Raw genomic sequence first — 24,491 nt, 5'->3', positions numbered from 1 at the left:
TGTCATGCCGCCGCCAACAGGCGATCCTTGCTGATCGTCTCGTCGGCGAATTCCTGCGATACTGCGCCCTTGCGCATCACCATGATCCGGTCGGCGAGCGACAGGACGGTCTCGGGCTCGGTCGAGAATACTATAATGCCCACCCCCTGGTCGCGCAGATTCCGCACGATCTTCACGACATCCTCCTTGGCACCGACATCCATGCCGCGGGTCGGCTCGCTGAGGATGAGGACTTTGGGCAGGTAGGTCAGCCACTTGGCGACGCCGACCTTCTGCTGGTTGCCGCCGGAGAGATTGCCGAGCAGCGCCTCGGTGCCGGGCGTCTTGATGCTCAGGCGCTCGATATGCTGGCGGGCGATACGGCGCTCGGACTCAGGTTTGAGCCAGAGGCGCGACAGGCGCTCCAATATGGCGATGGAAGTGTTCTTGTAGATCGGCTCGTGGTGGAACAGCATGCTGCGCCGGCTTTCCGGCACATAGGCGATGCCGGCCCTGGCGGCATGAGCGGTGTTCGACAATCTGCGTGGTTTTCCATCGAGCTTGAGCGCGCCCCTGTCGCATCTGAGCTTGCCGAACAAAGCGCGCGCGAGCTCGATCTGGCCGCAGCCCATGAAGCCATAGATGCCAAGGATCTCGCCGCCCCTGACGGTGAGGCTCACATCCTGGAAGGCGCCGGCCTTGCTCAGGCCTTCGACTTCGAGGACGGTTTTTGCGCCCGCGGGGCTTGCCAGCGCGACATCGCCCAGATAACTCGATTCCAGCTCCTCATGGCCCTTGCCGATCATGCGCTGGATGATCCAGGCCTTGTCGGTCTCGGGCGTCACCGGCGCTGTCACGACCTTGCGGCCATTGCGGAAGATGGTGATCTGGTCGGCGATCGTGAGCACGTCCTCGAGGAAATGCGAGATGAAGATGATGCTGTTGCCCTGGTCGCGCAGCGCGCGCAGCGAGCGGAACAGGCGCTCGATCTCGGGTGGCGACAACGCCGAGGTCGGCTCATCGAGGATGATGATGCTAGCGCCCGAGAACAGGACGCGGGAAAGCTCGACCAGTTGCTGTATGCCGATCGGCAGCTCGCCCAGAGTGATGCGCGGATCGAGATCGAGGCCGAGCTTCTTCAGTTGCTCGCGTGCCCCCTTGGCCATTGCCGGCCAGTCGACGGCGCCCAGCCGGTTCACCGGCTGCACGCCCAGATAGACGTTCTCGGCGACGGTGAGCTGCGGCACGACGCTCAGCTCCTGATGCACCATTCCGATGCCGTGCTTCAGCGCGTCGCGGGCGGAATGGAAATGCACCGGCAAACCATCGAGCAGCATTTCGCCGTCAAAGCCCGCATGCACCCCGGCAATGATCTTCATCAAGGTCGATTTGCCGGCGCCATTCTCGCCGACCAGAGCGTGAATCTCGCCGCGGCGCAATGTGAAGTCCACACCCCGAAGCGCTTCGACACCGCCGAAGGACTTCGAGATGTGCGACATTTGCAGGCGAATAGCGGCCTCGTCCATGTTGGCCGACATTATCTCAAGACGGTCCTCAAATCAGGAACTGCTCCTGCATCCAGGCCATGCCGGGGGCATTAGCCTTGTTGACGACCGGGCCGTCGGTGATGATGTGCTTCGGTATGCCTTCGCCCGTTTTGGTGCCATGCACGACGGCAGCCACGCCGGCGATGATGGAGCCGCCATGGATGCGGGAGGAGGGGTTGCGCACGGTGGCGAACATGCGCCCGTCGGTGACGGCGGCGATGGCCGGCGGCATGGCGTCGACACCGCCGATCAGGATGCCCTCACGGCCCTTGGCCTGCATGACCTTATGGGCGGCGAGCGCCATGTCGTCATTATGGAAGAAGGCGGCATCGATCTGCGGATACTTGGTGAGGAGCGTCTCCCAGATGCGGGCGACCTTGGTGACGTCCCAATCAGCCGGCTGCTCGTCGAGCACCTCCATGTCGGGGAACTTCTCGATCACCGATTTGAAGCCCTTGGCGCGGCCTTGCGCGCCGGTATGGCCGAGCGCGCCCTGCGTCATCACAATCTTACCCTTGCCACCCAGCTGGTTGACGAGGGCCTGGGTCACCGAGGCGCCCATGAACTCATTGTCGGGAGCGAGGAAGGTGTGGACATTGATCGTGTCAAGGGGGGCGATCAGCGTGTCCATGTCCATGACCGGAATGCCGGCGTCGATCATCTTGTTGACAGGCGCGGTCAATGTGCCGATGCCGAATGCCTGGATGGCGACGAAGTCCCATTGCTGCGAGGCCATGTTGTCGATGGCCGCGCGCTGCTTGACGGCGTCGAGCTGGCCATCGAACCAGGTCACGTCGACATTGAAAAGCTTGCCCCAGTATTCGGCGGCCTGCTTGCCCTGGGCGCACCAGGTGGCCTGCAATCCGGCATTTGAGAAGGCGGCCTTCAACGGTTTTTCGGATTTGCCGGCTTCCTTGGCGAGCGCCGCGAGACCGGGGGCGAACAGCCCGGCCGCGCCGGCAACCGAGGCAAGCTTCAGAAGGTCACGGCGAGACTGCACATGAGAGTCCGACATCTGGGTTCCTCCGTTTCATGTCAGGGACATTTGTCATACTTATTGTTTTTTCAAATTTATAAAGTGACTTTTTGGCTTTGCCTAGCCGCTACGAAAGGACACTTGATCTACCCGGCCAAAGGGCCTATTTACTTCTGTAACATTAAATGTTACAAATAAATCAGGAGAAGCCGGTGACCACGACAAAGACCGCGCCGATCGCCGCCGGAACGCGCATCGGCCATGTGCATTTGAAAGTATCCGATCTCAAGCGCGCCCTCGACTTCTATTGCGGCGTGCTGGGCTTCGAGCTCATTCAGAAATATGGCAGCCAGGCCGCCTTCATCTCGGCCGGCGGCTATCATCACCATATCGGCCTCAATACCTGGGAAAGTGCCGGCGGTTCGCCACCGCCCACGGGCACCACCGGTCTCTTTCATCTCGCGATCCTCTATCCGACCCGCGCCGATCTCGCCGATGCGTTGAAACGGCTCGCCGCCAACGGCATCGCGCTCGACGGCGCGTCGGATCACGGCGTCAGCGAGGCGCTTTATCTGCGCGATCCCGACGAGAACGGTGTCGAGCTCTATTGGGACAAGCCCGAGGATCAGTGGCCGCGCAATCCGGACGGGACACTGGCGATGTTCACACGCCGCCTCGATCTCGAGGATCTTTTGCGCACCGCGCAGAGTTAACAAACCACCGACATAGCCGAAAGGGATCGCATGACCAAAGTGCTTGTGCTCTATTATTCATCCTATGGCCATATCGAGCAAATGGCGTACGCCGTAGCGGAAGGCGCCAGATCGGCGGGCGCTGACGTCGACGTGAAGCGCGTGCCGGAACTGGTACCGGAAGAGGTCGCCAAGAAGTCGGGCTTCAAGCTCGATCAGAAGGCGCCGATCGCCACGGTAGACGAACTGCCGAATTACGACGCGATCATCTTCGGATCGGGAACCCGCTTCGGCAATGTCACCGCGCAATTGCGCAATTTCATGGACCAGACCGGTGGCCTGTGGATGAAGGGCGCGCTGGTCGGCAAGGTAGGATCGGTCTTCACCTCGTCGGCCACCCAGCATGGCGGCCAGGAATCGACCATCCTGACCTTCATCCCGACGCTGATGCATCAGGGCATGGTGGTTGTCGGCCTGCCTTACGCATTCCAGGGCCAGATGGGCGTCGATGAGATCAAGGGCGGTTCACCCTATGGCGCCTCGACCATCACTCATAGCGACGGCAGCCGCCAGCCATCGGCTGTCGAGCTCGAAGGGGCCCGCTATCAGGGCCGCCACGTGGCGCAAATCGCTGCCAAGCTCGCGAAATAATTGACTTTTTTGTTGACCTTCGCGGCTCTCCCCAGGAAACTCCCTGCGGCTTAGCGGGGAGTCTTCCATGGCGCCTTACATCCTGGCCGTCGACCAGGGCACGACCTCGACACGCAGCATCCTGTTCCGGCCTGACCTGTCTGTGGCGGGGGCGGGCCAGCAGGAATTTCCGCAGCATTTCCCGGCCTCGGGCTTGGTCGAGCATGAGCCCGAGGATATCTGGCGCACCACTCTCGAAACGATGAAAGCGGCACTTGCCAAGGCCTCCGCCGAGGCCGGTGATGTCGCCGCGATCGGCATCACCAACCAGCGCGAGACCACGCTGATCTGGGACCGCAAAAGCGGCAAGGCCATCCATAAGGCGATCGTCTGGCAGGACCGGCGCACCGCCGATATGTGTGCCAGCCTCAAGGAGCAGAGCCATGAGGCGCTGGTGGCGGCGAAGACCGGGCTTCTGCTCGATCCCTATTTCTCCGGCACCAAGATCGCCTGGCTTCTCGACAATGTGCCGGGCGCGCGCAAGAGGGCCGAAGCGGGCGAACTCGCATTCGGCACCGTCGACACGTTTTTGCTGTGGCGGCTCACCGGCGGCAAGGTCCATGCGACCGATGCCACCAATGCCTCGCGCACGCTCGTCTATGACATCCATCGCGGCCAATGGGACGATGAACTCTGCCGGCTGCTCGGCGTGCCGATGTCGCTTCTGCCCGAGATACGCGACTCCTCCGGCGATTTCGGCGAAACCGACCCGCAGCTCTTCGGGCGCGCCATCCCGATCAAAGGCATTGCCGGCGATCAGCAGGCGGCAACGGTCGGTCAGGCCTGCTTCCTGCCCGGCATGATGAAGTCGACCTACGGCACCGGCTGTTTCGCGCTGCTCAATACCGGCGCCTCCCCCGTCGCGTCGAAGAACCGGCTTCTGACGACCATCGCCTATCAACTGAACGGCAAGCGCACTTATGCGCTGGAAGGCGCCATCTTCATCGCCGGAGCCGCGGTGCAATGGCTGCGCGACGGACTCAAGATCATCGATGCGGCGCAGCGCAGCGGCGATCTCGCCGCGACCGCCGATGCGAGCCAGCAGGTCTATCTCATACCCGCCTTTGTGGGTCTGGGGGCGCCCTACTGGCGGCCCGAGGCGCGTGGCGCCATGTTCGGTCTCACGCGCGGGACAGGACCGGCCGAATTCGCTCGCGCCGCGCTCGAGGCGGTGTGCTACCAGACGCGCGACCTCCTCGAGGCGATGCAGGGTGACTGGGGCGACAAGAAAAGCACCATCCTGCGCGTCGATGGCGGCATGGTCGCTTCCGACTGGACCATGCAATTCCTGTCCGACATTCTCGACGCACCGGTCGACCGTCCGAAGGTTCTCGAAACGACGGCAGTGGGTGCCGCCTATTTGGCGGGGCTCGCGCAAGGCCTGTGCCCGGCGCCAGAGGAATTCGCCAAGAGCTGGCAGCTCGAACGACGCTTCGCGCCGAAAATGGATCCTCAGCTTCGCGACGAAAAATATGCCGGCTGGCAGGACGCGATGCGCAAGCTGTTGAGCTGACTTACCCTCGTCCGGCGTAACGCCTGCCCGATTTCATAATTTTTCCCTCCCCCTTGCGGGGAGGGTCGGTCCGAAGGACCGGGGTGGGGGTCGGGTGGTGCTTCATAATTTTCTTCTTTGCAAATTTTGCCAGAGCACCCGACCCCCATCCGGCTCCCCGGCTTGGGCCGGGGAGCCACCTTCCCCGCAAGGGGGAAGGATGAAGATGCGTGAGCGCGACAGCCGCGCAGCGAGGAAGGCGACACGCCTGTCATTCGCTCGTCACGGAAACGCCGCATAGCCTCCCTCGTCAGATGAGAGAGAGAATCACCGATGCGTGCCATAGCCGCCGATACCGAGCTGTCTTCCTCAGATGCTCTCAAAGCGGCCGTCCATCAGCATCGGGCCATCTCCTTCAATGGCGCTCTCGAGAGATTGTTCACGCTCGCCTTTGGCGGACTCGTCTATCCACAGATATGGGAAGATCCGGTTGTCGATCTGGACGCCATGGAACTCGCCCCCGATCACCGCCTGATCGCCATCGCGTCGGGTGGCTGCAACGTGCTCTCCTACATGACGCGCTCGCCTGAGAGCATCGTTGCCGTCGACCTCAATCCCGCCCATATCGCGCTGATGAAGCTGAAGCTCGCCGCGGCGTGGCAACTGCCCGCCCATGAGCAGTTCCGCCGCTTCTTCGCCGATGCCGACAGCCATGCCAACACCGCCGCCTATCACGCTTTCCTGCGCCCAGGTCTCGATGACGAGACGCGACGCTATTGGGAGAAGAAGACGCTCAATGGCAGGCGGCGCATCGACATGTTCGCCAGGCGTTTCTACCGCCATGGCTTGCTCGGCCGCTTCATCGGCGTGGCGCATCTGGTGGCGCGGCTCTATGGCGTGCGCCCGGAGAGCATCATCAACATGTCCGATCTTGCCGAGCAGCGCATTTTCTTCGATGATCACATCGCGCCGATCTTCGACAAGCGGCTGGTGCGCTGGTTGACCGGCCGAAGGCTGTCGCTCTATGGCCTCGGCATTCCGCCGGCGCAATATGAGAAGCTGGCCGGCGGGCGCTCGATGGCGGAAGTGCTGATCGAGCGGTTGCGCAAGCTCGCCTGCGACTTCCCGCTGAGCGAGAACTACTTCGCCTGGCAGGCCTTTGCCCGACGCTATGACACGGGGGCCGCGGCGGCGCTGCCGCCCTATCTGCAGCGCGAGCATTTCTCCGCGGTGAAGCACGGGGCGGCACGGATCACACCCTATCTCGGCTCCTTCACGCAATGCCTCAAGACGCATGAGGCGGAAAGCCTCGACCGCTATGTGCTGCTCGACGCACAGGACTGGATGACGGATGATCAGCTCAACGAATTGTGGAGTGAAATCACGCGCACAGCCAGGCCCGGCGCACGGGTGATCTTCCGCACCGCCGGCGAAGCCACGATCCTGCCCGGCCGGGTGAAGGCTGACTTATTGGAGCGCTGGTCCTATGAGGCGGAGCGCTCACGCATTCTGGGCTATAGGGACCGTTCGGCCATCTATGGCGGCTTCCATCTGTATCAGCTGAGGGCGGCTCCACAATGAAGCATAAGCCATCTTCGATGTCGGGAGATTTTCTCCCATGTGAAATCGCCGCGTGACTAAGGATTCTCACGGCGATCTGATGGATCACATCTATCGCCATCAGCGGCATTTCTACGATGCGACGCGCAAATATTATCTCCTGGGACGCGATCAGCTGATCGAAGCCCTGGCGCCGCCCTTCAATGGCACGGTGCTGGAAATCGGATGCGGCACAGGGCGCAATCTCCTCGCCGTACGCCAGCGCTATCCGCAGGCGCGGCTCTTCGGCCTCGACATCTCCGAGGCGATGTTGGCAACGGCGCGGGCCCAGTCGCAGGATCGGAACATCCTCTATGCCAGAGCCGATGCCGCGGCTTTCGACCCGCAACAGCTTTTCGGCGTTGGGCATTTCGACCGCATCTTCATCTCCTATGCCTTGTCGATGATCCCGCCGTGGCAGGCGGTGCTTGGGCAGGTGTGCGGGATGCTGCCTTCCGGCGGCGAGCTGCATATCGTCGATTTCGGCCAGCAGGAGCGTCTGCCGAAACTTTTCCGTTCGGCCCTGCGGGCCTGGCTCGCCTGGTTCCACGTCACTCCCCGGGCCGAATTGCGCATAAGGCTGGAGGAATTGGCGCACGCCGAGGACGCCTGCCTACAGTTCACCGAGGTCAAGGGCGGCTATGCGTGGCTTTTCGCCATGAAGAAGCCGGCTTTCATGTGAAAGCCGGGCTTGTCAGAAGGATCGAATTCCTCTCTATTCTAAGGTCTTATGTGGCTATTCAGTAGCGCGATCAACAGCTTCCTCATCGCCCTTCCGGCGCTGTTCTCGATCGTCAATCCGATCGGCATCGCGCTGATTTACCATCAGGTGACCGCCGGCAACACACGTGCCGAGCGCAGTGCCCTGGCCTGGCGGGTGGCGGCTTATTCGCTGGGCGTCATGCTGGTCTCGCTGTGGGTGGGCGCCACGCTCATCGGCTTCTTTGGGGTTTCGCTCGCCGCGCTCAGGATCGCGGGCGGCCTTGTGGTTGCCGTCAAGGCCTGGGAAATGCTTTCTGCGCCCGAGCAGAGCGAGGGCCGCAAGCAGGAGCAGGCCTCCAATGCCACCGGCTCGAGTGCCGACGCCTTCTTCCCGCTGACGATGCCACTCACCACCGGTCCCGGCACGATCTCCGTGGCGATCGCGCTGAGCGCCAACCGGCCGAAAGATACGCTCGACATCATCCCCTACTTGTCCGGCATGTCGGTGGCGGCGATGGCGGTGGCGCTCCTGATCGGCTTCTTCTATGCCTCGGCGGACCGGGTCGTGTTGCTGCTCGGCCAGGCCGGCTCGCGCGTGGTGACGCGCATGTCGGCCTTCCTCCTCCTGTGCATCGGGGTGCAGATCTGCCTTACCGGCATGCAGGAAGCGCTGATTCCGCTCATCCCGGCGCGCTTCATGCCCTCGAATGTGTGAAGGATAGATTGCGCATGATCTTTCCCCCGATAAACGATTGGAGCGATGCCTATACGAACGGCGCCTATATTGCGGGCGGCGACTCCTATCCGGCGCGCTGGTCCGAGCTCGCGGCGGCCTTCCGCGGTCGGGTGAATGAGTTCGGCGGCGCGAGACTCGATCTCGCCTATGGCCCTGAGCCGCGCAACAGGCTCGATCTATTCCTGCCGCGCGCTGCGCCGACAGGCCTCTTCGTCTTTGTGCATGGCGGCTTCTGGATGCGCTTCGACAAGTCGAGCTGGTCGCATCTGGCGGAAGGGGCGCTCCGGCGCGGCTTCGCGGTGGCCATGCCCAACTATACGCTCTGTCCCGATATCCGCATCGCCGGGATCGGGCGCGAGGTCGCCGCGGCCATCGGCTTCGCCGCGCGCGAGGTCGAAGGGCCGGTCTATCTCGCGGGTCATTCGGCCGGCGGCCATCTCGTATCGCGCATGATGGCGGCACCGGCTCTCTTGTCCGACGATGTGGGACGGCGCATCGTCCATGTCGTGTCGATATCAGGATTGCATGACCTGCGCCCTTTGATGAAGACGGCGATGAACGATACGCTGAAGATTGATACGGCGGAGGCGCCCGCTGAAAGTCCGGCGCTGCTCGAACCTGTCGCTCATACGCGGATCACCTGCTGGGTCGGGGCGGCGGAGCGCGCCGAGTTCATCCGCCAGAACGCGCTCCTCGCCAATGTCTGGCGGGGGCTAGGCGCTGCTACGGTGGAAGTCGTCGAGCCCAACCGCCACCATTTCAATGTAATAGACGGCCTGACCGATCCGGGCTCGCCCTTGACCGTGGCCATATTTGAAGCCTGATCCGTTCATATAAAAGTGGCTGAGGAGGGCGCTCGTCGATGAGCCATCCAAAGCCGATAGGCATCCCACCCAACGAGCCGCGGCCGATGCCCGCGCCCGAGCCGCCGCGTCCGGCGCCGGTCCCGGATCCGGGGCCGAAGCCACCGCCTAGCGGTTGAACAGCTACGCTGCCCCGCGCCGTGAACGGGGAGGGCCATTGCCTTTGCTCATTCTCTTGTTGTACAATCGTTCAACAAGGAATCTTCCATGTTCAACCCGCGCTATGCCAGGCTGTTCGAGACGGTGAAGATCGGGCCCAAGACGGCGCCGAATCGTTTCTATCAGACGCCGCATGCGAGCGGCATGGGCTGGCGGGCCCCCAAGGCCTCGGCCGCATTGCGCGGCATCAAGGCGGAAGGCGGCTGGGGCGTCGTCTCGACGGAATATTGTTCGATCCATCCTTCTTCCGACGACTTCCCCTTCGGCTATCTGTCGCTGTGGGACGAGGACGATGTGCGCGCGCTGGCCAAGACCGCCGAGGCCATCCACGAGCATGGCAGCCTCGCCGCCGTCGAGCTCTGGCATGGCGGATTCCACGCCAACAACCGGCTGACGCGCGAGCCCCTGCTGTCGCCCTCGGGACAGCGCGCGAAGTTCATCCAGCCCATGTCGGCGCGCGCCATGGACAAGGCCGACATCGCGGCGTTCCGGCAATGGCAGAAGGAGGCGGCCCAGCGCGCCAGGCGGGCGGGCTTCGATATCGTCTATGTTTATGCGGGACATGACTACCTGCCGCTGCAGTTCCTGTCGCCGCGCACCAACCGGCGTGGCGATGAATATGGCGGCAATACCGAGAACCGCACGCGGCTCCTACGCGAGATGATCGCCGAGACGCGGGACGCGGTCAAAGGCGACTGCGCGGTGGCGCTCAGGCTCGCGGTCGATGAGTTGCACGGGCCGAAAGGCATCACCCATGACGGCGAGGCCCGCGACATCGTGGCGATCCTCGCCGAGCTTCCCGATCTATGGGATGTGAATGTCGCGGGCGCGCTCGGCAACGATTCCAAGAGCGCCCGTTTCTCAGACGAAGGCTTCCAGGAAGACTACGTGTCCTTCGTCAAGACGCTCACGACGAAGCCCGTCGTCGGCGTCGGCCGGTTCACCTCGCCCGACATGATGATGAGCCAGCTGCGCCGCGGCATCCTCGACTTCATCGGCGCGGCGCGGCCCTCGATCGCCGACCCCTTTCTGCCGCAGAAGATCCGCGAGGGCCGCGAGGACGAGATCCGCGAATGCATCGGCTGCAATATCTGCCGGGCCGCGAACAATGAATCGATTCCGCTACGCTGCACGCAGAACCCGACCATGGGGGAGGAATGGCGGCGCGGCTGGCATCCCGAGAAGATCGCCACGAAGCGTTCCGAGAAAAGCGTGCTTGTCGTCGGCGGCGGCCCCGCCGGCCTCGAATGCGCGCTGGCGCTCGGGCGGCGCGGCCATCAGGTGGCGCTTGCCGAAGCGTCTCGCGAGCTCGGCGGACGCGTGCTGGCCGAGGCGCGGCTTCCCGGCCTCGCCAGCTGGATCCGGGTGCGTGATCATCGCCAGCATATGATCGGCAAGCTTTCCAATGTCGCCGTCTATCGCGAAAGTCCCATGACGGCGGAGGACGTCGCAGGCTTCGGCGCCGACCATGTCGTGGTGGCGACCGGCAGCTCCTGGCGGCGCGATGCGATCGGGGCTGTCGGCGAGGAGCCGTTGATGCTGCCCGAGGCCGGCATGATACTCACCCCGGATGAGGTGGACCAGCTGTCGCCTTCTGCCAGATCGGTCATCGTCTATGACGACGATCACTATGCCGTCGGCAGCGCCTTGGCCGAGATGCTGAAACTAAAGGGCCACGACGTCACCTATGTGACGCCCGCCCCCGTCGTCTCCTCCTGGACGCAGATGACCGACGAGCAGGGCTTCATCCAGGCGAAATTGATGTCCATGGATGTCCGGCTGGTGCTGTCGCATCGCCTCGCTGGCCTGGATGGCGGCGTGCCGCGCTTCGCTTGCGTCTATACGGAGCGCCCGATGGCATTGCCGTGCGACGCGATGGTGCTGGTGACAGGGCGTCTTCCCGATGACGCGCTCTATCGCGCGCTCCTCCAATCCTTGCCGGCAGGTTCGATCAGCGCCATCGGCGATTGCCATGCGCCGTCTCACATCGCCGATGCGGTCTTTGCCGGCCACCGCTTCGCCCGCGAATTCGGCGAGCCCGGAACCCAAATCCTTCGCCGCGAAAGGCCCGAGCCATGACCAGAGCTAATCCGAGACGGCGCGAACGGGCGCAAAGAACGCCCGGCGCTCTGCAGCAGCGGCCGTGGAAGCAGTTCACCTTGCCTTACCGGCCGATCGAGGTCCTGAGCGCCGACCAGGTGGAGGCGATCCATCAGACGGCGCTCACCATCCTCGAAGAGATCGGCATGAAGGTGCTGGAGCCGCGCGCCCGAACCCTCTATGGCGCGGCAGGCGCCTCCGTCGATGAAGGCGAGCTGCAGGTGCGCTTCGACCGCGCCATGATTACCGGGCTCGTGGCCAAGGCGCCGGCGGAATTCTCTCTGCGCGCGCGCAATCCCGCCCGGAATGTCCGGGTCGGCGGCCGCCATGCGATCTTCTCATCGGTGGGCGGCCCCGCTTATGTGAGCGATCTCGAGCGCGGCAGGCGCGCCGGTACCTATGCCGAGATGTGCGATTATCTCAAGCTCATCCAGTCGCTCGACATATTGCATCAGGAAGGCGGTGGGCCCTTCGAGCCGCTTGATCTCCCGGCCGAGACGCGTCATCTCGATCTCTACTATGCCGAGATCACGCTGCTCGACAAGAACTGGCAGCCGCAGGGCCTCGGTGCGGAGCGTGCCCTCGACGCGCTCGAAATGGCGGCGATCTCGCTCGGCACGACGCGCGAAGGGTTGATCGACGATCCCGTCTTCACCTGCGTCATCAATACCAATTCGCCTTTGCAGCTCGATATCCCGATGGCGGAAGGCCTGATGACCTTTGCGGAGCATGGCCAATGCGTGATCGTGACCCCCTTCACTCTGGCGGGCGCCATGTCGCCGGTGACGCTCGCCGGCGCTCTCGCCCAGCAGCATGGGGAAGCTTTGGCCGGCATCGCGCTCACCCAGATCGTACGCCCCGGGGCGCCGGCTATGTATGGCGGCTTCACCTCCAATGTCGACATGAAGTCGGGGGCGCCCGCCTTCGGCACGCCGGAATATGCGCAGGCGGCGCAAGCCTCAGGCCAGCTCGCGCGTCTGATCGGCATGCCGTTCCGCTCGAGCAATGTCACCGCCGCCAATGACGTGGATGCACAGGCGGCATATGAGAGCATGATGGCGCTGTGGGGGTCGATCATGGGCGGCGCGCATCTCGTGCTGCATGCGGCGGGTTGGCTCGGCGGCGGCCTCACCGCTTCCTTCGAGAAGCTCATTCTCGATGCCGATCTCCTGCAGATGATGGCCGCCTATTGCGAGCCGTTCCAGGTCACGCCTGAGACGCTGGCGCTCGATGCGGTGCGTGAAGTGGGCCCGGCCGGGCACTATTTCGGCACGGCGCACACATTGCAGCGCTATGAGACGGCCTTCTACCAGCCGCTCATCTCCAACTGGGACAATCACGACACCTGGATCGAGCGCGGTCGCGAGACGGCGCCCCTCAAGGCCAACCGCATCTGGAAGCAGATGCTGAAGGAATATGAACAGCCGCCGATCGATCCGGCGGTTGATGAGGCGTTGCGCGACTATATGGAAAGACGCAAGCGCGGGGACAGCTCTATTCGGTAGTCTTAACCGTCATCCCGGCGCAAGCCGCTTCACACATCTCAAAGCCCGATTAGAACGAGACGAACTCACCGTGCGAAGGTCGCACAAATTCCCCTCTCTCCCGCGCAGCGGGGAGAGGGAGGGGCCCAACGCGCCAGCGTTGGGAGGGTGAGGGGCGTCCCTGTTACCTTTTTATCCCCGCGCATGACTTGGGGCGATACGTCATCTTTGCACCAAGCGACCGGGTGCCCCTCACCCTCCCATTGCTGCGCAATGGGCCCCTCCCTCTCCCCTCTTCGAGGGGCGAGGGTATATCAACGTTCCAGTTTCCCCAGTCGCGCTTCAAGCACGTCATAGACGGCGGCGCGCGCCGAGTCGCGGTTGACGACGGAGGAATCGAGACACCATTCGATCCACAGCCCGTCGATCAGGGCGATGACGGTCATGGCGAGCGCCTCGCCGTCGGCCTTGACCTTGCGGGTGGTGGCGATCTCGTTCAGCGCCTCGCCGATCGCCCGGCGATAAGCATCATAGGATTTGCGGTGCGAGGCCTTGAGCCTTGGATTGGTGGCAACCTCCCCCCACAGCGCCAGCCATGCCCTGAGCGATGATTTCGAGAACATCGGTGGGCGGAACATGGTGTCGATGACGGCGGCGAGCCGTTCCTCAGGCCCGCCCTCGAAGAACAGGTTCTCGCGCCCCGCCGCCAGCATCGACTGCGTCATGGCCTCGTAGACCTCGATCAGGAGGCCCCCAATGCCGTCGAAGTGATGATTGATCAGCCCGCGCGAGACATTCGCCTCGCGCGAGATGCGATCCACCGTGAAGGCCGCGATCCCGCCTTCCGCCAGGCAGCGGATCGCGGCGTCGATGAGCATCTGGCGGCGCAGATCTGCTTCGACGCGCGCGAAGCGCGGCTTGTTCCCGGCGGCGGCGGTTTTGCTCATGACTTCAGCTTCTTGAAGCCGACCGGGTTGGGATAGCCGTCGGCGAGGATCTCGGGCTCGAAGGTGTTCTTGTGGATCGCCACGAAGGGCTCATGGCAGATGAAGATGAAGCCGCCCGATTCCTCCATCAGATCCTCCATGCGGTTATACATCGCCTTGCGCTTGGCCTGATCGGCTTCCGACAGGGCCTTGTTGTAGAGCTCTTCGTATTCGGGACTGTTGAATGCTGACCAGTTATAGACGCCGATCTGATCGGGACGGAACCATACGAGATTCTCCGACGGATCGATGCCACCGGCAAAGGCCATCAGCACGAGTTCCAGGTTCTTGTAGCCGTCGCCCTGGGTCTTGTCGCCCAGTACCCAATAGGCGCCTTCATCATAAGGCTGGATCTCGATAGTGATGCCGGCCTGGGCCATGGTCGCCTGGATGACCTGGCAGGCCGTCATGTAGCGTGAGTCGTTGAGTGTGGCGAGGTTGAGCTTGAGGTCGCTCACCCCGGCTTCGGCCAGGAGCGCCTTCGCCTTCTCGTAGTCGGGCTTGTCGATGAGGTTCTTCGCCCTGGTGAAGGCGGTACCCGGCTGCACCACGCCGGTCGAACGCGGCACCAGCCCCTCATACGTGCCGGCGATCACCTGCTCGCCGTCGAAGGCGTATTGCAGCGCCTGGCGGACCTTCGGATCCTTGAGCTTGGGGTTGTCGATATTGATCGTGAGCCACACATAACGCGTCGACTGCGCCTCGATGAGGGTGGTGTCGGGCAGCGGCTTCTCCTTCAGACTCTTGGCGGAGGCGGCCGAGACGCGGCAATAGTCGAAGGCCTTCGCCTCATAGGCGAGCTGGGCTGCCTGGTCGTCCTCGACGATGTTCACCTCGACCATGCCGAAATCGGGCTTGGGGCCTGGCCAGTCGGGATTGGCCTTGAAGGTCATCTTCTGCTTGGGCTCCCATTTGTCGAGGAGATAGGGGCCGCATTGCGCCGGAATCTCTGTCGTGTATTTGCCGCCGGCCTTCTCGACCGCCGCCTTGCAGACGATGTGGCCGCCATAATAGGGCAGCGAGGCGAGCCAGATCGGCTGGAACGGTTCTTTCAGACGAATGATGCCGGTGCGCTCGTCCTTGACCTCGACATGATCGAGCTTCTCGAACTGGTATTTCCACGGCGATTCATTGGCCGGGTTGGCGATGCGCTCGAAGGAGTATTTCACGTCCTCGGGCGTCACCGGGCCGAAATCGCCCGTCCATTTGAGGCCGGGCATCAGCGTGAAGGTGATGGTGGTGGGGTCGGTCTGCTCGATCTTCTCGGCGCCCCAGGGCGTGATCGTATTGCCCTTGCGCATGTCGGACAGGCGCACCAGCGAGATGAGCACGCAGCGATTGGTGATGTCCTCGAGATTGCCAATCTCATAGGCCGGGTCGAGCCGTGTGATGTCGCTGTCGCTCCGGATACGCAGGAGATCGCCCTCGGCCGCGAAGGCGAGACGCGGCATGACGAGGCCGGCGCCGAGCAGGCTCGAGAGCTGCAGGAAGCCGCGTCGATCGAAATGTCCATTGATCTTCATTTTTCTATTCCTCCCTAATTGATTGGGTAGTGACAACGCACTTTATGGTCGGCAGTCAGAGGCGTGAGGGGTGGCGCTTCAGCGCGACAGCGCTCTTTTGCGAAGGGGCAGCGGGTGTGGAATTCGCAGCCGCTGGGCCGCATCAGGATGCTCGGCACTTCGCCGGTGATGGCGAGATGACGACGCTTCCGGCGCGGGTCGGGGATGGGTTCGGAAGCGATGAGGGATGCCGTATAGGGATGCCGGGCCTTGGCGAAAATCTCCGTCGTCGGCCCTTCCTCGACGATGCGGCCCAGATACATGATGGCGATGCGCTCGGAGACGTGGCGGATCATCGCCAGATTGTGGGTGACGATGATGTAGGAGAGGTCGAGCTCCGCCTTGAGCCTGGTCATCAGATTGAGGATCTCGCCCTGGATGGAGACGTCGAGACCCGCGGTCGGCTCATCGGCGATGACCAGAGAGGGCCGCAGCGCCAACGCACGGGCGACGCCGGCGCGGCGCGCCTGGCCGCCCGATAGTTCGTGCGGATATCGGCTGATGAATTCCTTGGGCAAGCCGACCAGCGTGAGCAGCTCCTCCGCCGCGGCGCGGCGCGAACTCATCTCGGCGCCATGAATGACGAAAGGCTCGGTGATGGCCGAACCTATGGCGAGCCTCGGGCTCAGCGAGGCGACGGGATCCTGGAACATCATCGCCGTCTTGCGGCGCAGATGCCGGAAACCGTGCGTGCCGACCGGCTCGATGGGCTTGCCTTCGAAACGGATGCTGCCCCGGCTGCGCGGCACGAGGCCCAGAAGGGCCCGGGCCAAGGTTGTCTTGCCCGATCCTGATTCACCGACGAGGCCGAGCGTCTCGCTCGGGTGAATCGCGACGGATATGTCCTCGAGAATGGCGAGACGGCGATGGCCGAGGCCCAGAAAGCCGCCGGGCGCCCGGAAACTTACAGCCAATCCTTGGGCTTCGATGATCGGGGTCATCGCCGTCGCTCCTCAGTGAAGAACGCGCGCTCGGAATCGCTGATCACCGGCAGATAGGGGGTCGGTTCGCGGAGGCGGGCAGGATCGCAGGCGAGGAGCGCCCGCGTGTAGGGATGGCGGGGGGTGTGGAATATGTCGTCGACCGCTCCCTCCTCGACGACCTCGCCCCGATACATCACATAGACGCGGTCGCACAGCTCGGCGACGACGCCCAGATGATGCGTCACGATCAGAATGCCGCCGCCGAAGTCACTCCGCAGTTCGCGGAAGAGATGGATGATCTGCGCTTCCATGGTCACATCGAGCGCCGTCGTCGGTTCATCGGCGATGAGAAGGCTCGGATTGACCAGGAGGGCGGCGGCGATGGCGGCGCGCTGGCGCATGCCGCCTGACAGTTCATGCGGATAGCTACGGGCGCGCATGTCCGGGTCGGGAATGCCGACGCGGGCGAGCATGGCGACGGCGCGCCGGCGCTTCTCATGGACGCCGCCCGGAACCCGGCTCTGGAAGTCGACCAGCTGATCGCCAATGGTGAGCACGGGGTTGAAGGCGGTCATCGGATCCTGGAAGACCATGGCGATCTCATCACCGCGCAGCGCCCGCTGCCGGGCTTCGCTGCCGGTGATGATGGCGCCCTTGAAGGCGATGTCACCTGCGTCGATATGCGAGCTCTCCGGCAGGAGGCCCGGAATGGCCGCGGCGAGCGTGGACTTGCCGCTGCCTGACTCGCCGACGAGCCCCACGGCTTCACCCAGGCGGATTTCGAGATTGGCATTGCGGACCGCCTGGACGTGGCCGGCGTAGCCGATGGAGAGGTCGCGGATCCTGAGGAGGGGTGCTGTCATCAGGACCGCCTGACCTTGAGCTTCGGATCAAGCGCGTCGCGCAGGGCCTCGCCCAGGAAGGTGAAGCCGAGCGTCGCGATGACGAGCGGAATGCCGGCGGCGATGACCAAAGCCGGGTTGGTGCGCAGCGAGACATAGCCGTCATTGAGAATGGTGCCCCAACTCGGTGTCGGCGGCTTGACGCCGAGACCCAGATAGGAGAGCGCGGCTTCGAGGGCGACGACGGTTGGGATATCCATGCTGACCAGGATAACGAGCGGACCAAGTACATTGGGAAGCAAGTGTATGCCGACGATGCGCGGCAGGCTGGCGCCCATGGCTTGTTCGGCCAGAATGAACTCGCTGCGCCTGAGCGACAAGGTCTGAGCGCGCACCAGTCGGCCATAGACGGGAACGGAGATGACGGCGATGACGAAGATGAGCGTCGAGGTGCCGGGGCCCAATATGACGATGACGGTGAGGGCGAAGAGGATGAGCGGAATGGCGCTGAGCGAATCGAAGAAGAAGATGAGGACGGCGTCGAGCCAGCGCGGCCCATAGCCCGCTAGGATGCCGAGGATAAGTCCGACAAAGGCGCCGATGCCGATGGAGAAGACGGCGATGCCCATGGCGACGCGGGCGCCGTAGATGATGCGCGAGAACGTGTCGCGGCCGAGCTGATCAGTGCCAAGCCAATGCGCGGCGGAAGGGCCCTGAAGCTTGTTCAGGACGTCGATCTTGGCTGGATCGTAAGGGGCGATCACGTCGGCAAAGAGCGCGGCGCCGATCACGATGACGACCAGAACAAGACCCAGAAGGCCCAGCGGGTCGCGCATCACGCGCCTCAGGATTTCAAGCACCCCGGAAGGCATCCCTGATCCTCGGATCGAGCCGCGCGATCAGCAGATCGGCGGCGATGGTGATTGTGACATAGATGGCGGTCATGACCAGGACTGAGCCCATGACGACCGGATAATTGCGCAGATTGACGGCGGCGGTAACGAGCTTGCCGATGCCGGGACGCGAGAAGATGACTTCGACGAAAACGGCGCTGGAGATCAGCCCGCCCAGGCTGACGGCGAGTAGCGAGAGCGTCGGGATGAGCGCGATGCGCAGGCCGTATTTGGTGACAATCTTCCATTCCGGCACGCCGAAGGCGCGCGCGGTGCGGATATGGGGCTCGCCCATGACGTCGAGCATCGAGGCGCGCACGAGGCGGGCAAGGTAACCGACCCAGGTGAAACCGATGGCGAAGGCGGGCAGGATGAGGGCGTGGATCTGGCTGCCGATGTCGCCCGCATCTCCATCGCCGATGGCGGGGAGCCAGTTGAGCTCCACGGCGAAGATCAGGAGCGCATAGATGGCGATGACATAATAGGGGAGCGAGATGACACTCACCGAGACGATGCTCGCGGCGCGGTCGATCCAGGTGCCGCGCTTGAGCACGGCGAGACAGCCGAGCGGAATGGCGAGGAGAGTCGCCCAGCCGAGGCCGACGACACAGAGAATCAGCGTGTTCGGCAGAACTTCCCAGATCTCGGCGGCGACAGGGCGGTTGGAAATGACATCGATGCCGAGATTACCGGTGAGGACATTGGTGAAGAAGTTGTAGATCTGGACGAGATAGGGCTGGTCGAGGCCCATTTCGCGGGTGAGCCGGTCGACCATTTCCTGGGTCGCGCGGGGACCCAGTGCCGCTCTCGCCGGATTGCCCGGCACGATGAAGACCGCGGCATACATGGCGAACATGACGCCGATGAGGATCAGGATTCCGAGGCCGATGCGTTTGATCGTGTAAGCGAGCATGGCCCTTCCCGCCGCCTCAACAGAAGTCGCGTTTTATGGCGCGCGTCGCGCCCTTGCTGTGGATGACGCGGCCTTGCTCGCGCGCCTCGATCGACCAGGTAAGATAGAAGTTCTCGTGATCGGCGGTGAGCTCGGTGCGTGAACGCGCCTCCATGTCGGAAGGCCCGCTCTTGATCGCCCAGGCATATTCGGTGACGAGCTTCGCCGACAAGGGATCGTCGGGATGGATGATGAAGGTGTCGTTGTTCCAAGACGAAGTGGTGATGGCGCGGTCATCGATCGATTGCGTGCCGCCGTTGCTGCGCAGCGTGATGGTGCGCAGCCCGGAACCCAGATCGTCCTCGACGGTCTTGGTGGTGGCGCCGGCGGCGATCTCGGTCGCGGGCACGGGGCTCGCGATCTCCGCCGGCTCGAAGGCGATGCGCTTGTCGAGGGGACTCGCCGGGCGCACCGGCAGGCGGATCGTCGAGAGGCCGGTTCTGATCGTCGCGGTCGCCAGCGTCGGCTGTGGCCACAGAATGAACCAATGCTGCGTGGCGATGGCGAGCCTGATGCAGTGGCCCTTGGGAATCTCGCGGGCGAAGTCGTTGAGCTTCAGCCTGACCGTGAAGGGCTCGCCGACCGGACAGGGTTTCGGGAATTCATGGCTGTCGCGATGGCTCAGATTGAGCACGCCATAAGTCATGAGCGCCGAAGTGCCATCCGGATAGATGTCGCAGAGGCGCAAAGCGAGATTGACCTTCGGCACATCGACCATGAGCTCGAGCTCGATCTCGGGCGCGCCCAGCAGTGTGATCGTCTCGGCGAGCGGTTCGGTGTCGAAGCAAAGCGCCTGACCGTCCTCGCGGCGCTGGTCGATGGCGAGATCGGGCGTGGTGCCGCCATAGCCGCCCCAGCGTCCACAATCGGTGCCGGCGGTGGCGGGCGAGCGCACCGAGCGCAGGGCGCCGGTTTCGGGCTCGGAGCCGAGCCCGGTCGGATTGAGATAGCGCGTCTGCCACTCGATGCGGGGGCTGGGCCAGGCTTCCTCGGCGACCCAATGACCCTCGTGGTTCTCGTAAAAGGGTCGCGGCCGTTCTTCACCGATGACGAAGACGCGGTAGAGCGGCTCGTCCATGATGCCTGTCTCGTCGTCCGCGAGCCAGTGCTTCCACCAGCGCAGCCCTTCCTGGAGATAGCCGATGCGCGGGCCCGGATCGCCGCGGCAGGGGAAGGCATGTGTCCAGGGGCCCATGATGGCGAGCTTGGGGGATGTAAGGCCTTCGAGCAAGCGGGCGACGGAGTTGGAATAGCTGTCCTCCCAGCCGCACACCGCCAGCACGGCGCAGTCGATCTTCGAGAAATCCTCGCAGACCGAGCCCTGTTTCCAGTAGGCGTCGCGGCGCTGGTGCTCGAGCCAGTGCTCAGACCAGGACCGGTTGGCATCGAGGCGCTTCATCCACATATCGCGCCAGGCGTCGCCGACGATCTGCGGATCGGGCGGCATGGCATTCTTCACCAGCATGAAATTCGACCACATCTCATTCTCGGTGATGAGGGCGCCGCCCATATAGTGGACATCGTCGGCATAGCGGTCGTCGGTCGAGCACAAAGTGATGATCGCCTTCAGCGCCGGGGGGCGGCGCGCGGCCACCTGGAGCGAATTGAAGCCGCCCCAGGAAATGCCGACCATGCCGACATTGCCGTTGCACCAGGGAAGCGCCGCGAGCTGCGCGATGATCTCGCAGGCATCCTCCTGCTCGCGCGGCAGATATTCATCGGCGAGAAGGCCGTCAGAATCGCCGGCACCCCTGATGTCGATGCGGCAGCAAGCGACGCCGAAGCCCGCCCAGTAGGGATGGATCTCGAGATCGCGGAAGATGGTGCCGTCGCGCCGGCGATAGGGGATCATCTCGACGACGAGCGGGACCTTGTCGCTGGTCTTCGGCTTCCATAAGGTGGCGGCGATGCGCGTACCGTCGGAGAGCTCAATCCACAAGGGATCTATGACCTCCACCGCGAAGGGGAATTCTCTTCTGACCGTCATGGCGTTTCCTTGTTGAACAATCGTACAACAAGGAGCGGAACGGATTCAATGGTAGATTTATGAATTTCCGGGATTTGAGGAGGTTCGGAGAGTCGACTTCAGGTTTCCCATCACGCACGCTACGCGGGAGGCGGGAGGTTTCGCCCCGGCTCTAAGGCATGATCAGATTAGTTACCGCCTATAACCCTCACCCTGAGGCGCCCGCCGAAGGCGGGCCTCGAAGGGTGGCAAGCAAGGCCTGTGTAGCTGGATCATGCTTCGAGGCTCGCTTCGCTCGCGCCTCAGCATGAGGGTGTGTTGGTGTCTAAAATCATCGCGCTCTCAGCGCGCTGGGAGGCCAGTTTCATGATCTCCCTGGCGACGAGCGCTTCCAGCCCGCTGATATAGTCATCGGCCAGGCCCAACCTGGCGAGGCTTTCCACCGTCTGATGGAGATAGGCGGCGCCGGACCCGATGGCGCCGCAGGCCCGCGCCAGCATATGGGCCTGTTCCGCCAATGGCTTGTCCACGAACATCCGGCTCTCGATGGGGTCGGCCCAGCAGGCGAGCGCGCGAACAACACCCTCCGCGGTGTCGACCTCGATCCAGCGCAGTGCGCGCAGATCTTCCTCTCCGTCGACTTCCCGCTTGAGCAACTGCACCAGCTGCGCGTGAGCGTGATCGGACATCAGGCGCAAAGCGAGGCCGGTACAGCTGCCGCCCTTGCGCAGGGCCATCATGAGACCCGGCTGCTCGGGGCTTCCCCGCCAGCGCCGGATCTCCATGCAGAAGTCGCGCCGCCAGCCCTGGGCCTCAGCCCGGCGGCTCTCCGCCGCCTCGAAAGCCGGGCGCCACAGAAGCGAGCCATAGGCAAACACCCAGACAGGCGCGCCAGCCGCGGCATCGAGGAGCCTCGCGGCAGCGGCCTGATAGTCCTCTTCCGTAAAATAGGACACTCCGGGCTCGCGTCCCCGCTTTGGTTCGGGTCTTTCACAAAGAGCGACCAGCTCGGGAGTAAGTCTGATCCTCTCGGTCGCGCCGTCATCCAGCATGGTCAGTCCCGGCCGCGCCACTTGCGCATTTCGTAGTACCACATGGCGTCCGTGTCGGAGGCGCTCTGCAAGTCGAAGTCGATGCGGTCGGGCCACTCTTCTGGCGGGACATGCGGAGGCGGGAGGTCCGCCGGATGAACGGGGTGCAGGACGGCGGACAACATGGACCTGATGTTCAGCATTGTCGGGGTTCCTCTGCTTGTCTAATATTTCCCGGGGGCAAGACTGCCGCAGCTGCGTGAATTGTCGCGGAGGCCGCGCGTGAAATCTTGCCACAAGGAGCTCGCCGGAAACCCGTCCGTCCGTGAATTCTCCGTGAATTCGTCTCGTGAGGCGCGGCCGTGGTGATATGGTCGCTTCAGCTTCTCGGCGGGTTCGCGCTCAAGCGGGGCGGTGAACCGGTCGATCTGCCCCATCGCAAAGACCGCTCCCTCCTCGGCTTTCTGTGCCTCAATTCCGACCGTCCCGTGTCGCGCGACAAGCTCGCCGGCCTCCTGTGGGCCGACCGGGCGGAAGAGCAGGCCCGCGGCAGTCTCAGGCAGTCCCTTGCCGCGCTGCGCGCCGTCTTCGGCGAAGATTCGGACAATGTTCTCCTGGCCGGGCGCGACAGCGTGAGCGTGAAGCCAGCCGGATTGTGCTGCGATGTCGAGGCCTTCGAGCGGGCCGCGGCCGATATGGCCACTCTCGCCGATGCGCCTGGGCTTTATTCCGGCCCATTGTTCGATGGCTGCGAGGCACCGAGCCTGGATTACGAGCAATGGCTGGCGCCGGAGCGCCAGAGGCTGGAAGACCTGGCCGCGTCGGTGGTCGAACGCCTAAGCAAGGTCGACATCAGTCCGCGCCATCTGGAGCCGGCAATAGCCCTGGCCCGCCAACTGCTGCGGCGCGACAGGCTGCGCGAGCCGGTCTACCGCGCGCTGATGCAGCTCCTGGCGCGGGACAACAAGCGCGGCGAGGCCCTGAAGCTCTATGGCCAATGCGAAGCGGCGCTGGTGGAAGAGCTCGGCGTCAAGGCGGCGCCTGAGACGGAGGAAGTCTATCGCCGTATCCTCAAGGGCGAGACGGCCGCCGCGATGCAGGCCGAAAGCGCGGCCCCGGCTGGCCACGAGCGGCCGTCGATCGCGGTCATGCCTTTCCAGAATATCAGCCGCGAGAGCGAGCTCGATGTGCTGTGCGATGGTCTGGCGGAAGACATCACCTCCGGGCTCGGCCGGTTCAAGCTCTTCTCCGTCATCGATCGCTTCTCGTCGGCGCAGGTCGCCAGATCCACGTCAGACGCGCTTGAAATCGGGCGACGCCTCGGCGCTGATCTCGTGGTTCAAGGCAGCGTGCAGCGGCTGAAGGACAATCTGCGCTTGACGGTCAGGCTGGTCGACACGGCGACGCGGCTTCAGAAATGGAGCGGCCAGTTCAGCCTGAAGGCCGACGACGTCCTGACGGCGCCGGACAAGATCATGGCCGCCGTGCTACCCAGCATCAATTCGCAAGTCGAAAGCACATTGGTCGAGCGCAGCCGCCGCAAGCCGGCGCTCGCGGCTTATGAGCATCTTCTTGTCGGCATCAAGCACTTGCGGGGATATGAGCCGGACGACAATCGGATGGCGATCGAGCATTTCGACAAAGCTCTCGCCCTGGATCCGGGCTTCGCCCTCGCCATGGCCTATCGTGGTTTCGCCAATGTCGTCTTTCACGGCTATGAAACGACCCCGCCCGATATCCTCAACGCCTCCCTTGCGCTGATCCGGCGAGCAGCCGTTCTCGATCCGGAAGAGCCGCGTATCTGGTGGCTGATGGGGATAACGCTCGCCTATGCGCGCGATCTCGACGCCGAGGAGCAATGCTATCGCCGATCCGTCGAGCTCAATCCGAGCGACGCGAATGCGGTCGCGGCCCTGGCGATTGTCCTGGTGATGCGGGGCGAGCACGAAGCCGGGCTGGAGCTGTTCAAGGAGGCGTTCAGGCTCAACCCCTATCACCCGGAGTGGTACTGGGTCGATTTCGGCAGCACCCTCTATGTGTGCGGGAAATATGAGGAAGCGCTCGCCGCCTTCGCGCACCGGAGCGATCCGCATATCTGGGTATTGAGCCGCATGGCCGCCTGCTATGCGCAACTGGACCGAATGGCGGAAGCGCAGGCCGTGGTGGCGAGAATCATGCAGATGAAACCGGACTTTCGCCTGTCGCAGCAAAGGTCCGGCAGCTGGGGGTCGGACGATACCGCGCGATTCCGGGCCGGCATGATCAAGGCCGGCCTGCCGGAGTGAGACGGATTGCAAGAGCCGCCCGGTCGTGTATC

General features: G+C 63.7%; 21 protein-coding genes. 10 read left to right on the top strand and 11 right to left on the bottom strand.

The window, feature by feature from the left end; all coding sequences use genetic code 11:
- Positions 1 to 2: 2 nt before the first annotated feature.
- A complete protein-coding gene (locus G5V57_RS05635; RefSeq protein ID WP_246737548.1) occupies positions 3 to 1,517 on the bottom strand; it encodes a sugar ABC transporter ATP-binding protein in 1,515 nt (504 codons plus the stop codon).
- Between the two features lie 16 nt (positions 1,518 to 1,533).
- Positions 1,534 to 2,541, bottom strand: a complete 1,008-nt coding sequence (locus tag G5V57_RS05630; RefSeq protein ID WP_165166573.1) for a sugar ABC transporter substrate-binding protein — start codon at positions 2,539 to 2,541, stop codon at positions 1,534 to 1,536.
- Positions 2,542 to 2,714: 173 nt separating this feature from the next.
- On the opposite strand from G5V57_RS05630, the gene G5V57_RS05625 reads away from it, so the two are divergent.
- The 9 genes from G5V57_RS05625 to G5V57_RS05585 all read left to right on the top strand — a co-directional run bounded on the left by G5V57_RS05625 (position 2,715) and on the right by G5V57_RS05585 (position 13,040).
- Complete coding sequence (locus G5V57_RS05625; protein ID WP_246737547.1) at positions 2,715 to 3,215, top strand: VOC family protein; 501 nt, start codon at positions 2,715 to 2,717, stop codon at positions 3,213 to 3,215.
- Between the two features lie 30 nt (positions 3,216 to 3,245).
- Positions 3,246 to 3,845, top strand: coding sequence for an NAD(P)H:quinone oxidoreductase (wrbA, locus tag G5V57_RS05620; RefSeq protein ID WP_165166571.1), 600 nt, complete (start codon positions 3,246 to 3,248; stop codon positions 3,843 to 3,845).
- Between the two features lie 67 nt (positions 3,846 to 3,912).
- Positions 3,913 to 5,397: a glycerol kinase GlpK gene (glpK, locus tag G5V57_RS05615; protein WP_165166570.1), complete on the top strand. Its 1,485-nt coding sequence runs from the start codon at positions 3,913 to 3,915 to the stop codon at positions 5,395 to 5,397.
- Positions 5,398 to 5,709: 312 nt separating this feature from the next.
- Positions 5,710 to 6,957, top strand: a complete 1,248-nt coding sequence (locus G5V57_RS05610; RefSeq protein ID WP_165166569.1) for a DUF3419 family protein — start codon at positions 5,710 to 5,712, stop codon at positions 6,955 to 6,957.
- Between the two features lie 52 nt (positions 6,958 to 7,009).
- Entirely contained in the window at positions 7,010 to 7,657 is a 648-nt protein-coding gene (locus tag G5V57_RS05605) for a class I SAM-dependent methyltransferase (RefSeq protein ID WP_371744736.1), read from the top strand.
- A gap of 48 nt (positions 7,658 to 7,705) precedes the next feature.
- Positions 7,706 to 8,392 carry a MarC family protein gene (locus G5V57_RS05600; RefSeq protein WP_165166568.1) on the top strand — a complete coding sequence of 229 codons (687 nt, stop codon included), beginning with the start codon at positions 7,706 to 7,708 and terminating at the stop codon, positions 8,390 to 8,392.
- A gap of 14 nt (positions 8,393 to 8,406) precedes the next feature.
- Positions 8,407 to 9,237, top strand: coding sequence for an alpha/beta hydrolase (locus tag G5V57_RS05595; protein WP_165166567.1), 831 nt, complete (start codon positions 8,407 to 8,409; stop codon positions 9,235 to 9,237).
- Positions 9,238 to 9,483: 246 nt separating this feature from the next.
- On the top strand, positions 9,484 to 11,514 hold the full coding sequence (locus tag G5V57_RS05590; protein ID WP_165166566.1) for an FAD-dependent oxidoreductase: 2,031 nt from the start codon (positions 9,484 to 9,486) through the stop codon (positions 11,512 to 11,514).
- Positions 11,511 to 13,040, top strand: a complete 1,530-nt coding sequence (locus G5V57_RS05585; protein WP_165166565.1) for a trimethylamine methyltransferase family protein — start codon at positions 11,511 to 11,513, stop codon at positions 13,038 to 13,040. The genes G5V57_RS05590 and G5V57_RS05585 overlap by 4 nt, the downstream gene beginning before the upstream one ends.
- 293 nt (positions 13,041 to 13,333) lie before the next feature.
- Here the strand turns inward: G5V57_RS05585 and G5V57_RS05580 are convergent, their stop codons facing one another.
- The 9 genes from G5V57_RS05580 to G5V57_RS05540 all read right to left on the bottom strand — a co-directional run bounded on the left by G5V57_RS05580 (position 13,334) and on the right by G5V57_RS05540 (position 22,377).
- The gene (locus G5V57_RS05580) at positions 13,334 to 13,966 is read right to left on the bottom strand and encodes a TetR family transcriptional regulator C-terminal domain-containing protein (protein WP_165166564.1); all 633 of its coding nucleotides are present in this window, start codon (positions 13,964 to 13,966) and stop codon (positions 13,334 to 13,336) included.
- Complete coding sequence (locus G5V57_RS05575; RefSeq protein WP_165166563.1) at positions 13,963 to 15,528, bottom strand: ABC transporter substrate-binding protein; 1,566 nt, start codon at positions 15,526 to 15,528, stop codon at positions 13,963 to 13,965. The genes G5V57_RS05580 and G5V57_RS05575 overlap by 4 nt, the downstream gene beginning before the upstream one ends.
- 14 nt (positions 15,529 to 15,542) lie before the next feature.
- Positions 15,543 to 16,508: an ABC transporter ATP-binding protein gene (locus G5V57_RS05570; RefSeq protein WP_165166562.1), complete on the bottom strand. Its 966-nt coding sequence runs from the start codon at positions 16,506 to 16,508 to the stop codon at positions 15,543 to 15,545.
- Positions 16,505 to 17,353, bottom strand: a complete 849-nt coding sequence (locus G5V57_RS05565; RefSeq protein WP_165166561.1) for an ABC transporter ATP-binding protein — start codon at positions 17,351 to 17,353, stop codon at positions 16,505 to 16,507. The genes G5V57_RS05570 and G5V57_RS05565 overlap by 4 nt, the downstream gene beginning before the upstream one ends.
- Complete coding sequence (locus G5V57_RS05560; protein ID WP_165166560.1) at positions 17,353 to 18,204, bottom strand: ABC transporter permease; 852 nt, start codon at positions 18,202 to 18,204, stop codon at positions 17,353 to 17,355. The genes G5V57_RS05565 and G5V57_RS05560 overlap by 1 nt, the downstream gene beginning before the upstream one ends.
- Complete coding sequence (locus G5V57_RS05555; RefSeq protein WP_165166559.1) at positions 18,185 to 19,138, bottom strand: ABC transporter permease; 954 nt, start codon at positions 19,136 to 19,138, stop codon at positions 18,185 to 18,187. The genes G5V57_RS05560 and G5V57_RS05555 overlap by 20 nt, the downstream gene beginning before the upstream one ends.
- Before the next feature lie 16 nt (positions 19,139 to 19,154).
- Positions 19,155 to 21,164 (bottom strand): CocE/NonD family hydrolase, encoded by a 2,010-nt coding sequence (locus G5V57_RS05550; protein WP_165166558.1) that lies wholly within the window; start codon positions 21,162 to 21,164, stop codon positions 19,155 to 19,157.
- A gap of 281 nt (positions 21,165 to 21,445) precedes the next feature.
- On the bottom strand, positions 21,446 to 22,099 hold the full coding sequence (locus G5V57_RS05545; RefSeq protein ID WP_165166557.1) for a gamma-glutamylcyclotransferase: 654 nt from the start codon (positions 22,097 to 22,099) through the stop codon (positions 21,446 to 21,448).
- A 98-nt stretch (positions 22,100 to 22,197) separates the two neighbouring features.
- Entirely contained in the window at positions 22,198 to 22,377 is a 180-nt protein-coding gene (locus G5V57_RS05540) for a hypothetical protein (protein ID WP_165166556.1), read from the bottom strand.
- Positions 22,378 to 22,536: 159 nt separating this feature from the next.
- Between G5V57_RS05540 and G5V57_RS05535 the strand changes: the two genes are divergently transcribed.
- Complete coding sequence (locus G5V57_RS05535; protein ID WP_165166555.1) at positions 22,537 to 24,459, top strand: BTAD domain-containing putative transcriptional regulator; 1,923 nt, start codon at positions 22,537 to 22,539, stop codon at positions 24,457 to 24,459.
- Positions 24,460 to 24,491: the final 32 nt, after the last annotated feature.

The organism is Nordella sp. HKS 07, assembly GCF_011046735.1.
GTDB lineage: Bacteria > Pseudomonadota > Alphaproteobacteria > Rhizobiales > Aestuariivirgaceae > Taklimakanibacter.
The sequence above is the reverse complement of the archived record's forward strand: the minus strand, read 5'-3'. Positions and strand labels throughout refer to the sequence as shown.

What these genes read in the sequence shown, in the direction of transcription:
- G5V57_RS05585 (WP_165166565.1), top strand. Translation starts at nt 11,511, where the DNA reads ATGACCAGAGCTAATCCGAGACGGCGCGAACGGGCGCAAAGAACGCCC.
- glpK (WP_165166570.1), top strand. Translation starts at nt 3,913, where the DNA reads ATGGCGCCTTACATCCTGGCCGTCGACCAGGGCACGACCTCGACACGC.
- G5V57_RS05560 (WP_165166560.1), bottom strand. Translation starts at nt 18,204, where the DNA reads ATGCCTTCCGGGGTGCTTGAAATCCTGAGGCGCGTGATGCGCGACCCG.
- G5V57_RS05575 (WP_165166563.1), bottom strand. Translation starts at nt 15,528, where the DNA reads ATGAAGATCAATGGACATTTCGATCGACGCGGCTTCCTGCAGCTCTCG.
- G5V57_RS05590 (WP_165166566.1), top strand. Translation starts at nt 9,484, where the DNA reads ATGTTCAACCCGCGCTATGCCAGGCTGTTCGAGACGGTGAAGATCGGG.
- G5V57_RS05635 (WP_246737548.1), bottom strand. Translation starts at nt 1,517, where the DNA reads ATGTCGGCCAACATGGACGAGGCCGCTATTCGCCTGCAAATGTCGCAC.
- G5V57_RS05600 (WP_165166568.1), top strand. Translation starts at nt 7,706, where the DNA reads ATGTGGCTATTCAGTAGCGCGATCAACAGCTTCCTCATCGCCCTTCCG.
- G5V57_RS05550 (WP_165166558.1), bottom strand. Translation starts at nt 21,164, where the DNA reads ATGACGGTCAGAAGAGAATTCCCCTTCGCGGTGGAGGTCATAGATCCC.
- G5V57_RS05565 (WP_165166561.1), bottom strand. Translation starts at nt 17,353, where the DNA reads ATGACAGCACCCCTCCTCAGGATCCGCGACCTCTCCATCGGCTACGCC.
- G5V57_RS05595 (WP_165166567.1), top strand. Translation starts at nt 8,407, where the DNA reads ATGATCTTTCCCCCGATAAACGATTGGAGCGATGCCTATACGAACGGC.
- G5V57_RS05580 (WP_165166564.1), bottom strand. Translation starts at nt 13,966, where the DNA reads ATGAGCAAAACCGCCGCCGCCGGGAACAAGCCGCGCTTCGCGCGCGTC.
- wrbA (WP_165166571.1), top strand. Translation starts at nt 3,246, where the DNA reads ATGACCAAAGTGCTTGTGCTCTATTATTCATCCTATGGCCATATCGAG.
- G5V57_RS05610 (WP_165166569.1), top strand. Translation starts at nt 5,710, where the DNA reads ATGCGTGCCATAGCCGCCGATACCGAGCTGTCTTCCTCAGATGCTCTC.
- G5V57_RS05630 (WP_165166573.1), bottom strand. Translation starts at nt 2,541, where the DNA reads ATGTCGGACTCTCATGTGCAGTCTCGCCGTGACCTTCTGAAGCTTGCC.
- G5V57_RS05540 (WP_165166556.1), bottom strand. Translation starts at nt 22,377, where the DNA reads ATGCTGAACATCAGGTCCATGTTGTCCGCCGTCCTGCACCCCGTTCAT.
- G5V57_RS05555 (WP_165166559.1), bottom strand. Translation starts at nt 19,138, where the DNA reads ATGCTCGCTTACACGATCAAACGCATCGGCCTCGGAATCCTGATCCTC.
- G5V57_RS05570 (WP_165166562.1), bottom strand. Translation starts at nt 16,508, where the DNA reads ATGACCCCGATCATCGAAGCCCAAGGATTGGCTGTAAGTTTCCGGGCG.